This is a genomic window from Ancalomicrobiaceae bacterium S20, from assembly GCA_040269895.1.
GTDB lineage: Bacteria > Pseudomonadota > Alphaproteobacteria > Rhizobiales > Ancalomicrobiaceae > Methyloraptor > Methyloraptor flagellatus.
The window spans coordinates 4,307,342-4,320,279 of record CP158568.1 but is presented as its reverse complement, the minus strand read 5'-3'; the positions used below and the strand labels follow the sequence as shown (position 1 = coordinate 4,320,279).

13 protein-coding genes and 1 pseudogene are annotated in these 12,938 nt (G+C 69.1%); 4 read left to right on the top strand and 10 right to left on the bottom strand.

The annotated features are described in order from the left end of the window. Window positions 1–18: 18 nt before the first annotated feature. The 4 genes from ABS361_19500 to tesB all read right to left on the bottom strand — a co-directional run bounded on the left by ABS361_19500 (window position 19) and on the right by tesB (window position 4,965). Window positions 19–1,251, bottom strand: coding sequence for an aminotransferase class I/II-fold pyridoxal phosphate-dependent enzyme (locus tag ABS361_19500; GenBank protein ID XBY44199.1), 1,233 nt, complete (start codon window positions 1,249–1,251; stop codon window positions 19–21). Window positions 1,252–1,777: 526 nt separating this feature from the next. Then, a complete protein-coding gene (locus ABS361_19495; protein ID XBY46952.1) occupies window positions 1,778–3,310 on the bottom strand; it encodes an ammonium transporter in 1,533 nt (510 codons plus the stop codon). Window positions 3,311–3,455: 145 nt separating this feature from the next. After that, window positions 3,456–3,794 carry a P-II family nitrogen regulator gene (locus ABS361_19490; protein ID XBY44198.1) on the bottom strand — a complete coding sequence of 113 codons (339 nt, stop codon included), beginning with the start codon at window positions 3,792–3,794 and terminating at the stop codon, window positions 3,456–3,458. 304 nt (window positions 3,795–4,098) lie between these two features. Continuing rightward, entirely contained in the window at window positions 4,099–4,965 is an 867-nt protein-coding gene (gene tesB, locus ABS361_19485; protein XBY44197.1) for an acyl-CoA thioesterase II, read from the bottom strand. Between the two features lie 259 nt (window positions 4,966–5,224). On the opposite strand from tesB, the pseudogene ABS361_19480 reads away from it, so the two are divergent. Next, a pseudogene (locus ABS361_19480) lies at window positions 5,225–6,455 on the top strand (ubiquinone biosynthesis hydroxylase). Window positions 6,456–6,461: 6 nt separating this feature from the next. On the opposite strand, the gene ABS361_19475 reads toward ABS361_19480, so the two are convergent. Next, window positions 6,462–7,130 (bottom strand): TetR/AcrR family transcriptional regulator, encoded by a 669-nt coding sequence (locus ABS361_19475; GenBank protein ID XBY44196.1) that lies wholly within the window; start codon window positions 7,128–7,130, stop codon window positions 6,462–6,464. A gap of 220 nt (window positions 7,131–7,350) precedes the next feature. Between ABS361_19475 and ABS361_19470 the strand changes: the two genes are divergently transcribed. Next, window positions 7,351–7,617: a hypothetical protein gene (locus tag ABS361_19470; GenBank protein XBY44195.1), complete on the top strand. Its 267-nt coding sequence runs from the start codon at window positions 7,351–7,353 to the stop codon at window positions 7,615–7,617. 159 nt (window positions 7,618–7,776) lie between these two features. On the opposite strand, the gene ABS361_19465 is transcribed toward ABS361_19470, so the two are convergent. Beyond that, window positions 7,777–8,241: a GNAT family N-acetyltransferase gene (locus ABS361_19465; protein XBY44194.1), complete on the bottom strand. Its 465-nt coding sequence runs from the start codon at window positions 8,239–8,241 to the stop codon at window positions 7,777–7,779. 238 nt (window positions 8,242–8,479) lie between these two features. Between ABS361_19465 and ABS361_19460 the strand changes: the two genes are divergently transcribed. After that, window positions 8,480–8,956, top strand: a complete 477-nt coding sequence (locus tag ABS361_19460; GenBank protein ID XBY44193.1) for a hypothetical protein — start codon at window positions 8,480–8,482, stop codon at window positions 8,954–8,956. Window positions 8,957–9,418: 462 nt separating this feature from the next. Further along, on the top strand, window positions 9,419–9,865 hold the full coding sequence (locus ABS361_19455; GenBank protein XBY44192.1) for a hypothetical protein: 447 nt from the start codon (window positions 9,419–9,421) through the stop codon (window positions 9,863–9,865). On the opposite strand, the gene ABS361_19450 is transcribed toward ABS361_19455, so the two are convergent. From ABS361_19450 to ABS361_19435, 4 genes are all read right to left on the bottom strand, one after another. Further along, window positions 9,787–10,548: an AAA family ATPase gene (locus ABS361_19450; GenBank protein ID XBY44191.1), complete on the bottom strand. Its 762-nt coding sequence runs from the start codon at window positions 10,546–10,548 to the stop codon at window positions 9,787–9,789. The two genes, ABS361_19455 and ABS361_19450, sit on opposite strands and share 79 nt — an antisense overlap. Next, window positions 10,545–11,732: an ABC transporter substrate-binding protein gene (locus tag ABS361_19445; protein ID XBY44190.1), complete on the bottom strand. Its 1,188-nt coding sequence runs from the start codon at window positions 11,730–11,732 to the stop codon at window positions 10,545–10,547. The genes ABS361_19450 and ABS361_19445 overlap by 4 nt, the downstream gene beginning before the upstream one ends. A 75-nt stretch (window positions 11,733–11,807) precedes the next feature. Then, window positions 11,808–12,125, bottom strand: coding sequence for a hypothetical protein (locus ABS361_19440; GenBank protein ID XBY44189.1), 318 nt, complete (start codon window positions 12,123–12,125; stop codon window positions 11,808–11,810). After that, window positions 12,122–12,811 (bottom strand): WYL domain-containing protein, encoded by a 690-nt coding sequence (locus ABS361_19435; protein ID XBY44188.1) that lies wholly within the window; start codon window positions 12,809–12,811, stop codon window positions 12,122–12,124. The genes ABS361_19440 and ABS361_19435 overlap by 4 nt, the downstream gene beginning before the upstream one ends. Window positions 12,812–12,938 lie beyond the last annotated feature (127 nt).

Here is a 12,938-nt window from a genome sequence, read left to right as displayed (position 1 = left end):
GTCCGTCCTTCGATCCTGTCAGCCGAGCGTTGCGACGATGCGGGCGAGCGCCTCTTCGGTCGCCGCCTGGTCCTCGACCATGGCGACGCGCAGGTAGGGCTCGCCGGGATTGGTGCCGTCCGACCCGGCCGCCGAGAGATAGCCGCCCGGCAGCACGCGGACGCCGGCCTCGCGCCAGAGCCTGAGCGCCACCGCTTCACCGCCGCCTTGGGCGCTGACGTCGAGCCAGAGGAAGAAGCCGCCCTCGGGCGTCTCGTAGCCGTAGCGGGTGCCGAGGATGCGCTCGGCCGCCGCATATTTGGCGTTGTAGAGCCGGCGGTTCTCCTCGACATGCGCCTCGTCACGATAGGCCGCGGCGGCGACCGCCTGGATCGGGCCCGGCACCTGCGGCGCGGCCATGTTGCGGAACTTGAGCCAGCGGCCGAGGAAGGCCGGATCACCGGCCGCGAAGCCGCAGCGCAGGCCCGGCAGGTTGGAACGCTTGGAGAGCGAATTGAACGCGACCACACGGTCGAAGCCGCCGGCGGTCTTCGCCGCCGCTTCGAGCACACCCGGCACCGGCGTCGACCGGTAGATCTCGGAATAGCACTCGTCGGCGAACAGGACGAAATCGTAGCGCCGCGCATGCTCGATCAGCCGCGTCCAGGCCGCTTCCGACGCGACCGCGCCCTGCGGATTGGCGGGCGAGGCGAAGAACACGCCGACGGTGCGTTCGAGCAGCGCCGGATCGACCCGATCGAGATCGGGCAGGAAGCCCGTCTCCGGGCCGGCATCGAGCATGACCGGCTCGGCCCCGGACGCGACCGCGCCGGCGGCATAGGTCTGGTAGAACGGGTTCGGGAACAGGATCGCCGGATCGGCGATCCGCTTCGCCGTCGCCATGCGCGCCTCGATCGCGGCATAGAACAGGCCCTCGCGCGAGCCGTTCAGCGGCAGGATCATCGTCGCGGGATCGATGCGGCCGGCAAGGCCGTAGCGCGTCTCGAGCCAGGCACCGACCGCGGCCCGGAAGTCGTCGGTGCCCTTGATCGGTGGATAGCGGCCGAAGCCGTCGAGCGCGCCCGCGAGCACCGGGCCGACGAAGGCTGGGAAGGCGTGCTTGGGCTCGCCGATGGTGAGGTTGATCGGCGCCCTGCCCGGAGCATGGGGCTCCAGGAGCTCGTTGAGGCGCTGGAACGGCGACGTGAAGGCCGACGCGCGCGCGGGGCGCGGAGCAGGGCGATGGCCGGAGGCTGTCTCGGGGCTGGTCATGGTCCGACCCTAGCCGCAGAGCGGTAAAGTCACTGTTAACCAAGCCGTGAACAGCACGGCCGCCGGGCCGACATGCACGGAAGGCGGGGTGCGGTCGGGCTGGGGTGCGGTCGGGCGGCGGCCGCATCGGCCCGGACGATGACCGGGCTGGCCTGCGTCCGGGCCGGACCGCCACTGGTGCCGCCACCGGTACCCTCGAACGAAGAAGCCCCGGACGGGAGACCCGTCCGGGGCAAGTTCGCCGCCAGAAACCGTAGCTGGGAGAGAGGGAGGATTGAGGGCCCGGTCCGAAATGGCGGCTAGGAGGCGAAGCGGTCGGTCCAGACGAGACGGCCTGTGAAGGTCGGGGATCGGAACCGGCGCGGACCATGAGATCCGCGGAGGAGGAACGGGTCTGGCTGATCCGAAGATCCGCCGGACCGGGCGACAGCGGGTCCGAGAACCCGCGGCCTTGACGAAGCGGCAGGTCTTATGACCCGCGGTTCTGAACGGGTCGGGCGGGTCCGAGGACCCGCCCGATTGCCGATCAGTTGTAGGCGCGCTCGCCGTGGGTCGTGATGTCGAGACCCTCGCGCTCCGCCGGCTCGCTGACACGCAGGCCGATGGTGACCTTGATGATCATCAGAGCGACGAAGGACACGACGGCGGTCACGACGATCGAGGTGCCGACACCCCAGAGCTGGGAGACCATCTGGGCGGCCATGTCATAGGCTGCCATGCTGGTCGCGGTCGGATCGGTCGAGGCGTAGTTGGTCACGCCCGCGCCACCGAGGGCCGGGTTGACGAACACGCCGGTCAGCAGCGCACCGACGATGCCGCCGACGCCGTGGACGCCGAAGACGTCGAGGCTGTCGTCGTAGCCGAACATGCCCTTGAGCCAGGTCACCGCCCAGTAGCAGATCACGCCAGCGGCAGCACCGATCACGATCGCGCCCATCGGGCCGACGAAGCCGGCGGCCGGGGTGATCGCGACGAGGCCGGCGACGGCACCCGAGGCGGCGCCGAGCGCCGAGGCATGGCCGCGGCCGATCCACTCGACGAAGGTCCAGGCGAGGGTCGCGGTGGCGGTGGCGATCAGCGTGGTGGCGAAGGCGAGAGCCGCGCCGCCCGAAGCCTCGAGGTTCGAACCGGCGTTGAAGCCGAACCAGCCGAACCACAGCAGGCAGGCGCCGATGACGCTCATGGTCAGGTTGTGCGGCGCCATGTTCTCCTTGCCGAGACCGACGCGCGGTCCGAGCACGAGGGCGCAGACGAGGCCCGCGACACCGGCGTTGATATGCACGACCGTGCCGCCGGCGAAGTCGAGTGCGCCCTTGTTGAACAGGAAGCCCGCGGCGGCGCCGTTGGCCGACGACCAGTCGTCGAGGATCGCCTGGATCTTGTCCTTGTCGGTGCCGACGGCCTTGAGCTTCTCGAGGAACGGCTTGGCCATGTCGAGGTAGGACTTGGCGGCATCGTCGCCGAACATCGCCTTGATCACCGCGACGTTGGACTCAGACAGCGTGTAGGCGTCCGGGCCCGACCAGAACCACACCATGTGGGCGATCGGCAGATAGGCGAAGGTGAACCACAGCGCCAGGAACAGCATCACGGCCGAGAACTTCATGCGCTCGGCGAAGGCGCCGACGATGAGGGCCGGCGTGATCGCCGCGAAGGTGAGCTGGAACATGGCGTAGACCAGCTCGTACATCGGCACGCCCTTCGAGAAGGTCGCCGCGTTGCCGTAGCTGTTGCCCGAGGCCGGATCATAGGTGATCACGCCCTTCAGGAACATCTTGGAGAAGCCGCCGAAGAACGGGTTCAGCGCTTCGCTCGGGTTCGAGGTGAAGGCGACCGAATAGCCGTAGATCACCCAGAGCACGGCGAGCAGGCTGAAGCCGCACAGCACCTGCATGTAGATCGACAGGACGTTCTTGGAGCGGACGAGACCACCGTAGAACATCGCGAGGCCCGGGGTGGCCATCAGCAGCACGAAGGCCGTCGAGACGAGCATCCAGGTCGTATCGCCCTTGTTCGGGACGATCGGAGCCGGCGCGGCGGGCGCCGCAGCAGCACGCAGCCGCGGGGGCCGCGGTGTCCTGGGCCATGACGCCGTGCGCCGAGAGCGCCATCAGCGCGGCGGCGCCGGCGGCGGCGAGCGCCCAGCGGGTGCCCCGGGAGGGTGTGAGATTGAAGTTCATCGTTCTATGACTCCCCGCGAGTTCTCAGAGCGCCTCGACGTCGGTCTCGCCCGTGCGGATACGGACGGCCTGGTCGATGCCGTAGACGAAAATCTTGCCGTCGCCGATCTGGCCGGTCTTGGCGGCGGACGAGATCGCCGAGACGACCTTGTCGACCTGGTCGGTGGCCACGGCGACCTCGATCTTGATCTTCGGAAGGAAGCTCACGGCATATTCGGTGCCGCGATAGATCTCGGTGTGACCCTTCTGGCGGCCGTAGCCCTTCACTTCCGTCACGGTGAGACCCTGCACGCCGATCGAAGTGAGCGCGTCGCGCACCTCGTCCAGCTTGAACGGCTTGATGATGGCCATCACGATTTTCATTGGATGGTTCCCGTTTCCCCTGCCCGCTTGGATGCGGGCTCGTCGAAGTTATGACTCCGGTGACGGCGAGGCTGGCCCGACCGGCTCCGCGGATAGAGAATCAAGCTTCGTGCCAATCCGGCGCGTGTTCGCTAAGCGTTTAACAGCGCGAAGGAATTGGGTTCGGGGCAGAGACGGGTGCCATTTGACGAGTCATGGCTAGGCGCGGAATTAGGCAGAGATTCCGCGGCTTTTCGGCAGGACTGTTCAAAGACCGTCGTTATGATCAAAAAATAGGCTCTTGCCTAATTTGCGAACTGCCATTTCATGGTCTCGGCGCCGCTTTTCGGATCAATCCTTCCTGCGCCGTCGATGCGACGAGCACGCCGTCGGCCGTGAAGATCTGACCGCGATTGAAGCCGCGCGCCCCGCCCGTGGTCGGGCTGTCCTGCGCATAGAGGAGCCACGTGTCGGCGCGGAACGGCCGGTGGAACCACATGGCATGGTCGAGGCTGGCGAGCTGCAGGTCCTTGTCGAACACCGATCGCCCATGGGCGAACAGCGACGTGTCGAGCAGCGTCATGTCGGAGGCATAAGCGAGCACGGCCGCATGGATCGCCGGATCGTCGGGCAGCGCACCCGTCGCGCGGACCCAGACATATTGGGTCGGGTCGAGCGGCTCGCGGCTGACATAGTGGGTGAAGTCGACCGGCCGGATCTCGATCGGCCGCTCCCGCTCCCAGTAGCGCCGCACGCTCTCGGGCGCGGCGTGGAGATAGCGCTCGCGCAGCTCCGCCTCGCTCGGCAGCGCGTCGGGCTTCGGCACATCGGGCATGGAGACCCGGTGTTCGAGCCCCTGCTCCGCGGCATGGAACGATGCCGACATCGAGAAGATCGCCTGGCCGTGCTGGATCGCCACGACCCGCCGGGTCAGGAAGCTGCGCCCGTCGCGGATCCGATCGACCTCGTAGACGATCGGCACGGCCGGATCGCCGGGCCGGAGGAAGTAGCCCTGCAGCGAATGGACCGGCACGCCCTCGACCGTCCGCGTCGCCGCGGTCAGCGCCTGGCCGATCACCAGCCCGCCGAACACGCGCTGCCAGCCCACCTGCGGACTGCGGCCGCGGAACAGGTTGACCTCGATCGGCTCGAGATCGAGCGTTGCAAGCAGGTTTTCGACGGCGGTCGGCATGACGGCTCCAGTCCTGTGGCGCGCGGTGCGGCTCGAAACCGCGCCGCCCGAGGTGTGACGGGCGGACCGGTCGACTGTCAATGCGCCGCCGCCGCAGGCCGGCCAGACCGTGGTCGGCCGGTGCCGAGCTCCGCTCCGAGGCCGAGACCGCTCCGATGCGACTTTGACCGGCCGTCCTTGCGGGAGTAGACGATCGCCGACGCCTTCCCACATTTCCGGAAGCGGACGCGGCGCGGCCGCGCGAAGGAGGAGACCGGACATGAAGCCTCAGTTCGATGTCGTGGTCGCCGGTGGCGGCTATGTCGGCCTGTCGCTCGTGACGGCGCTGAAGCAGGCCGATCCGGGCCTCGCGGTGGCGATCGTCGATCCGCGCCCGGTCACCGCGCCGCCGGACGGGCGCGCCTCCGCGATCGCGGCCGCGGCGCGGCGCATGCTCGACGGCCTCGGCGTCTGGGACCAGATCGCGCCGCATGCCCAGCCGATCGAGGAGATGATCGTCACCGACTCGCTGACCGACGCGGCGACCCGACCGGTGTTCCTGACCTTCGGCGGCGCGCTCGAGGACGGCGAGCCCTTCGCCCACATGGTGCCCAACGCCGTGATGGTCGATGCACTCGCCGCGGCGGCGCGCGGCCCATGTCGAATTCCTGCTGCCGGAAACGGTCGCCGGCTTCGAAACCACCGATGCGGCCGTCTCGGTCCGCCTCGGCTCCGGCCGCACGATCCGCACCGCGCTGCTCGTTGCCGCCGACGGCGTGCGCTCGCATCTGCGCGAGCTCGCCGGCATCCGCACCGTGCGCTGGGACTACGGCCAGTCGGGCATCGTCACCACAGTCGCCCACGAGCGCCCGCACGGCGGCCGCGCCGAGGAGCACTTCCTGCCCTCCGGTCCCTTCGCGATCCTGCCGCTCGCCGACGATGCGGCCGGCCGCCACCGCTCCTCGCTGGTCTGGACCGAGAAGACGCCGGCCGCCGAGCGTCTGGTCCGCGGCGACGAATTCACCTTCCGCCTCGAGCTCGAACGCCGCTTCGGCCGCCATCTCGGCGAGCTCGAGCTGGCCGGCCCGCGCCATGCCCACCCGCTCGGCCTGCTGCTCGCGCGCGATTTCGTCCGTCCGCGCTTCGCGCTCTGCGGCGACGCCGCGCACGGCATCCATCCGATCGCCGGCCAGGGCCTCAACATCGGCTTCCGGGACGTCGCCGCGCTCGCCGAGGTCATCGTCGAGGCGCGCCGGCTCGGCCTCGATCCGGGCCGGCTCGACGTGCTGGAGCGCTACCAGCGCTGGCGGCGCTTCGACGCTTTCGAGATGGGCGTCGTCACCGATGTGCTGAACCGACTGTTCTCCAACGACGCCGATCCGCTGCGTTTCATCCGCGATTTCGGGCTCGGGCTGGTCGATCGGGTCGCGTGGCTGAAGCGCCGCTTCATTCGCGAGGCCGCAGGCGTCGGCGGCGACACGCCGCGCCTGCTGCGCGGCGAGGCGATCTGAGCCGCCTCAGGTTTTCGCCCCGAGGGCACCGACCGCCGCCGTCCGCAACACCTGCCCGACCGCCTCGATCTCACGGGCGAGCAGCGTTTCGTCCGCCGTCGCATGGGCGAGCACGATCGCGCCCTGCCAGCGCGCCAGCGCCGACAAGGCCACCGCCCGCGCCGCCTCGGGCCCGACGCCGGTCGCGACCAGCACCGCCGCGAGCCAATCCGCCATGATTGTGAAGGGTCGCGCCGGCTCGCAAGCCGCCGGAAACTCGGTCGTGCCGCGCGCGATCGGGCAGCCGCGCGCCACCCGCGACTGCACGGCGTCCGCGAGCAGCGCCGCGAAGGCCGCAAGCCGATCGAGCGGCTTGGGCTGACGTCGATCGATCCGCGCCAGGCTCGCGGCGGTCTCCGAGGCGAACAGGTCGACGACCGCGCGCGCCAGATCGGCCTTGGCCTTGAAGTGATAGAACACATTGCCCGCCGGGACCGCCGCCTCGGCCGCGACCGCCGCGATGCTGGTCGCGGTATAGCCGTCGGCCCAGAACAGCGCCGCCGCCGCCTCGACCAACCGGCGCCGTGTCGCGCCGCGCGCGGCCTCGATCGGCGGGCGCGGTCCGGGACCGGACGCACCGGGATCCGAAGCACTGGGGCCGGGCACACTGGGACCGGGCACACTGTCGGTCGTCATCGAGCCCCCTTTTCGGACTGGCAACCCACATCGTTATGGTCCGCCGTATGCTGGCCGCCGCAATCTCAGACGCGCCCCCTCCGTGCGCAACCTGATGGCGATCCAGATGAATAACAGATAAACTACGGGATCAGAACACGTTCAGGGCTCCGCGCGCATTATCGAACCATACCGGCAGATGGCCAGCGGCCGTCGCGCCGGAAAGGGAAGGAAAACGAAGATGTTGATCCGCAAGACCCTCTACGCTCTCGTGACGGCCGCGGTTCTCGGCACGGCCGGCGTGGCCGGCAGCGTCGGCACGGCCACCACCGCCGAAGCCCAGGGTTACTGGGATGGTCGGCCGCATCGCTGGGACGGCCCGCCGCCGCGCCGCTGGGACGGTCCCTACCACCACCGCCCGCGCTGCTGGTTCGAGCGTCGCCCGGTTCGCGTCTGGACCGAGTGGGGTCCGCGCGTTCGGTATCGGGAAGTGCGCGTCTGCCGCTGATCGAGCGCGCGTGACACGGTCCGACGACGCGTTCTGAACGAGGGGCCCGCGGCCATTGGCCGGCGGGCCCTTTCGTTCGCCTGCCGAGGCGGCCGATCTCCCTGCCGACATCGCCGGTCCAGTCCGCCCCGAGGCCGAGCCGGCAGGGCAGGCCCGATGTCACCGGCCGTCGCCCCCCCGATTGAGATGGATGACGTAGCTGCTCCACGGCGCCTTCTCCGCGACATGCGGATGCAGCGAGCTGTCGGTCGCGGTGCGCTCGTCGACACGCCAGCGGATATGCGACCAGTCGCGCCGCCGGCCCTCCTCGCTGATCCACTCGATCAGGGCGGTGCCGAGGCCGCGCTGGCGGCGATCCGGGCGCACGAAGAACACGTCGATCACGCCGACCCTCAGGCCCGACACGAAGTCCGGCAGGTCGAAGAACAGGATGAAGCCGGCGAGTTCGCCGTCGATCCGCGCCCCGGCGATCTCGGTGATCCGGTCGCTGAGGATGTTCTGGGTATAATAGTCGTCCGGCTGCGGCGGCGCTCCGCGGCGTGTCTCCTGGACATAGCCGGCGACGAGCGGCGCGAGTTCGTGCGCCTGCGCAGGTCCGAGCCGCTGAACCTCGATGTTCGCCATGGCCATCCCCCGGTTCGTGTTCGCCTCTACGGCAGGACCGGGGTGCCGGATTTCCAAGACGATTGCAAGACGATCGCCACGGCGACGACGAGACCGCGCCAACCGGCCCGACCGGGAACCCTTGCGACAGTCTGCCGTTGGATGAGCCGAAGGTCTTCTTTGCCGCACCCGGCCCGGCGTACGGGCCACGTTGCGTGAGGCGGGACGGGAGACGACCCGGAATCGAGGAGTACCGACGATGTTGAAGCGTTTGCTCATCGCCGCGACCACGGTCGCGGCACTGCTCGGCCCTGTAGTCGCGGACTTCACCCCGGCGGCGGCCCAGCAGAGCCAGAATCCGGCCTGGATGCCGCCCGGCCAGGGCCAAGGCCAGAGCGGCGGCCGCACGCCGGGCATGTCGATGCCTCGACAGGCGCCGCAGGCCACGCCGCCGCTGCGCAACCGCGGCAACATCGGTCCCCGCCCGGACTATCGCTCGCGCGGCTATTACGGACATCGGCCCTACTACGGGAACCGGCCATACTATGGAAACCGGCCCTACTATCGCCGGCACTACCGGCCTTACTACAATCCCGCGCCGCTGATCATTCCCGGGTTCGGCCTGACCGCCCCGTTCTACCGCGACGATTGCTACTGGACCCGTCGCCGGGTGGTCTGGCACGACCGGCATGGCCGCCGTCACGTTTCCTGGCGCCGGATCCAGGTCTGCAACTGAGCCATGCAACTTGCTGGGATCTAGTTGACCCCCTTCAGTAAAATGCGCAGGATTTACAGGGCGCCCGGGTAGAATTCGGGCCCCACACTGATCCGTTGGCAAACATCCCTGTGATTTTCCTGACGTGCCCTTACGGACGCCTCCGGGCTTTACGGCGGAGGCGGTCGATGTCATAGGTTCGGAACGCATTTTGGTGCGACACAGTCCGGCAACGACGCCGTGGGCGTTTGGTCGCCCGCAGCGTACCGGCCTCGACGTTCAGAGCGCTTCCGCGGTCGTGCGGCGGCCGACGACGTTTCGATGAACCCGATGGGCCTATCGATTTCGTGATCGTTTCCGGCAGAAACCTGTCGAAGATTTAATGTCGGCGACGGCGCCGCAAGCGTCTAATCGACCCATATTGAGATCCATGGCCGGCCCCGCGGTGACGGGAACGATCGGCGCGCAGACGAAGGCACTCCCTTGAAGAACGATGACCAGACCGGCGACTTCCGCTCCCTCGTCCGGCAGATCCAGCAGAGCGACGGCGATCGTGACACCGGCGCCTCGAGCAGCGGTCCGCGGGTGAGCGGACGGCGAACGCTGATCGTGCGCGAATTCGATCGACCGACCCGCCGTCCAAGCCCTTCGGCGACGTCCGCTCCGGGAGCCTCCGGGCCGGTCACGCCGGAAAGCGGCTTCCGCGCCGCTCGCCCGGCCGCCGACGCCGAGCCCCGCCCGGCGCCCCGCCCCGACGCCCCTTCGGTGCCGCGTCCGATCGCCAGACAGACGACCGCCGCAGGTATGGCGCGGCCGGGCACGCCGATGCCGAGCCGCGAAGCCCAGCCGGTTCAGCGCCGCAATGCCGCCTCGACGGTGTTCGGTGTGCCGGGGCGCGGGCCCTTCCTGCTCTCGCAGCGCTGGCTCTGAGCCGGAGCGCGGCCGGGCGCATCCGACGCGCGGCCGGCGCCGTCTCCATTACCGCGGCGACTGGATCGCGGCGATCTCCACTCGAATGCCGCCCCGACTGCCGCCCCCACTGCCGCAATGACCTCGTCGGCGAGGTCCGCGGTCGGGCGTTCACCATCGAGCCGGATCACCGGCATCGGCAATCGCGCCAGCCATGCCATGTGCCGGACCCGGTTGCGGCCCTCGGTCGTGCCGACGTCGTAGCCGGCCGCCCAGGCGATGAACGCCTCGTGGTTTTCGTGCATGTCGCCGCCCGGATCGATCCGGGCGCCGAAATGCGCCCTTTCGCGCCGTCGCAGGCGCTCGAGCCGGATCTCGGTCGACGTCTCGAGGAACACGACGAGCCCGGCCTCGGCGATCACCGGATCGCCCCAGCCGTCCATCGATCCCGACACGATCCAGCCGCCGTCGCCGAAGGACGCCCGCATCAGCGCGATGCGGTCCTCGATCGGTCGCTTGGTGGTGTACGGCGGGTCGGTCGGCGCCCAATAGAAGTCGTCGGTGTCGAGCCAGGGCAGACCGAGCCGCGCGGCGAGATCCCGCCCGAGCGTCGAGACACCGGCGCCGGAGGCGCCGGTGACGTGGATCCGGATCGGCGCGCTGCCAATCGCCGCCGACGCCTCGGATCCGACTTCGCTGCTCATTTCAGCGGGCATTCGGCCGCATAGGCGTCCTTTGCCTCTGCGAAAACCTTCGAGACGGTCTCGGTGGCGAACTTGCCGTCGGCGCGCTTGACGGCCTTGGCGACGTAGAAGTCCTGAACGGGGAAGCCGTTGGTGTTGAACGAGAACCCGCCGCGCACCGACTTGAACGGCGCCGACGCCAGCGCCTTGCGGAACGCCTGTTTGTCGGCGACCTTGCCGCCGGTCGCCTTCAGCGCGCCGTCGATCAGCTTGGCCGCGTCATAGCCCTGCGCCGCATAGACCGACGGCACCACGCCGTATTCCTTCTCGTAGGCCGCGACGAAGGCCTTGTTCTCGGCCGTGTCGATGTTCGGCGCCCATTCCGCGCCCGACAGGAGCCCGATCGCGGCATCCTGGGTCGCCGGCAGCGTCGTCTCGTCGACCGTGAAGGCCGACAGGAACGGGATCTTGTCCTTGAGCCCGGCCTGGTTGAACTGCTTGACCAGATTGACGCCCATGCCGCCCGGCATGAACGTGAACAGTGCATCCGGATTGGCGGCGGCGATCTTCGCGAGTTCGGCCGAGAAGTCGAGCTGGCCGAGCGGCGTGAAGATCTCCTCGACCACCTCGCCCTTGAAGTGGCGCTTGAAACCGGCCATCGAATCCTTGCCGGCCTGGTAGTTCGGCGTCATCAGGACGACGCGCTTGTAGCCCTTGTCCTGGGCATACTTGCCCATGACTTCGTGGTTCTGGTCGTTCTGGTAGGAGGCCGAGAAGAAATACGGCGAGCAGCCCTTGCCGGCGAGCGGCGACGGGCCGGCATTGCCGGAGACGATGAAGGTCTCGTTCTCGAGCACCGGCTTCTGGATCGCCATCATGACGTTGGAGAAGACGACGCCGGCGACGATGTCGACCTTGTCGCGATCCAGCAGCGCCTTGACCTTGGTGACGGCGACGTCGGGCTTCAGCTCGTCGTCGACCACGACGACCTCGGTCGGCTGGCCGCCGAGCTTGCCGCCGAGTTCCTTGACCGCGAGCAGGAAGCCGTCGCGCATGTGCACGCCGAGCGCCGCCGACGGCCCCGACAGCGTCGACACGAAGCCGATCTTCACCGGATCGGCCAGGGCCGCCGACGACAGGAGCGGCGTGGCCACGAGAGCCGAGGCGAGCATCAGGGCACGGCGAGAAGCGTAGAACGCGGACATGAGACCTCCGGAGAGCGCGAAGAGCAGGGCGCGAGGCCCCGTCGCGGAGGCCTTTTTCTGGATTGGCGCCTAGTTCTAGCGGCGCGACAGGTCCGTGTCATCCGTCCCGAGCGCGGCCGGCTCTTCGGCGACGAGCCGGATGTGCTGGGTCGTCGCCGGCACGCTGCGCCAGTCGATGTCGAGCCGCAGCCGTCGCTTGACGTAGAAGGCGAGCGCGCGCCGGACCGTCAGTCGCAGCTCGGCGCCGTCGAAACCATAGTCGAGCCGCACCGCCTCGGCCTGATCGGGCGTCAGCGCGGGATGCGGCCCGAGCACCAGCGTCACATGGGCGAGCCAATCCGAGTCGGCGCCGCGATCGAGCCGCGCCGGACCGACCGCGACCGCCTCGGTCATGCGCCCGAGCGCGAAGTCGCGGAAGTCGCCCTTCTCGGGTCACCGGCGCGCGCGTGCCAGCGCGTGCCGTCGAACACCAGCGCATGCGGCTCGATCACCCGGCGACGAGCCCCCGGCGTCGAAAACGACCGGTAGGTCACGGCGATGCCGCGCCCCCGTTCGATCGCCCGCACCACCTCACGCAGCACCGCTGGATCGACCGCACGGACCGGCAGCGGCACGACCTCGGCTGCCGGCGGATCCGGGATCGACGCCGCCGCATCCTCGATCAGCCCCTCCGCCCGTGCCCGGACTTCGGCCAGGAAACGCGCCGTATCCGGCGCTCCGAACCGCATGACGAAGCCGTCCGTCGGACGATAGCGCTTGGCCCGCCCGTCATAGGCCATGTTGCCGGGCGCCATCTCCATGTAGCGCGCGAAATCGGCCGAGGCCTGGTTCACCGAAATGCCGAACCGGTCGATCAGCGCCTGCCGGCTGACCGAGCCGTCCCAATAGAGCCGCTGTTCGAGATAGGCGAGCCGCCGCTCGACACCCCAGCGCAGCGCCTCGCCCGGCTCTGCGCTCTGGCCCTGTGCCGCCGAGGGTCGCCCCTGCGACCGGGAAACGACGGCGGAATCAGAGCGCGCAGACGACTCGCCCCGCGCGTGTCGGACCGGCTTCGACTCGGAAGTTGACGGATCACCCATATGCGTCTAGTTTCTGTGTGTATCTAGTTTCTGGTCTTACCACTGTAGCGGAGTGAATGGGGGCTGTCATGAGGCTTGCGATGCGCGGTACGCTGGTTTCCGTCTGCATGATCGGCTCGGCGATTCT

Coding starts and splice junctions, on each gene's coding strand:
- ABS361_19490 (XBY44198.1), bottom strand. CDS start 3,794: ATGAAAATCGTGATGGCCATCATCAAGCCGTTCAAGCTGGACGAGGTG.
- ABS361_19445 (XBY44190.1), bottom strand. CDS start 11,732: ATGTCCGCGTTCTACGCTTCTCGCCGTGCCCTGATGCTCGCCTCGGCT.
- ABS361_19470 (XBY44195.1), top strand. CDS start 7,351: ATGTTGATCCGCAAGACCCTCTACGCTCTCGTGACGGCCGCGGTTCTC.
- ABS361_19500 (XBY44199.1), bottom strand. CDS start 1,251: ATGACCAGCCCCGAGACAGCCTCCGGCCATCGCCCTGCTCCGCGCCCC.
- tesB (XBY44197.1), bottom strand. CDS start 4,965: ATGCCGACCGCCGTCGAAAACCTGCTTGCAACGCTCGATCTCGAGCCG.
- ABS361_19440 (XBY44189.1), bottom strand. CDS start 12,125: ATGACCGAGGCGGTCGCGGTCGGTCCGGCGCGGCTCGATCGCGGCGCC.
- ABS361_19450 (XBY44191.1), bottom strand. CDS start 10,548: ATGAGCAGCGAAGTCGGATCCGAGGCGTCGGCGGCGATTGGCAGCGCG.
- ABS361_19460 (XBY44193.1), top strand. CDS start 8,480: ATGTTGAAGCGTTTGCTCATCGCCGCGACCACGGTCGCGGCACTGCTC.
- ABS361_19475 (XBY44196.1), bottom strand. CDS start 7,130: ATGACGACCGACAGTGTGCCCGGTCCCAGTGTGCCCGGCCCCAGTGCT.
- ABS361_19465 (XBY44194.1), bottom strand. CDS start 8,241: ATGGCGAACATCGAGGTTCAGCGGCTCGGACCTGCGCAGGCGCACGAA.
- ABS361_19435 (XBY44188.1), bottom strand. CDS start 12,811: ATGGGTGATCCGTCAACTTCCGAGTCGAAGCCGGTCCGACACGCGCGG.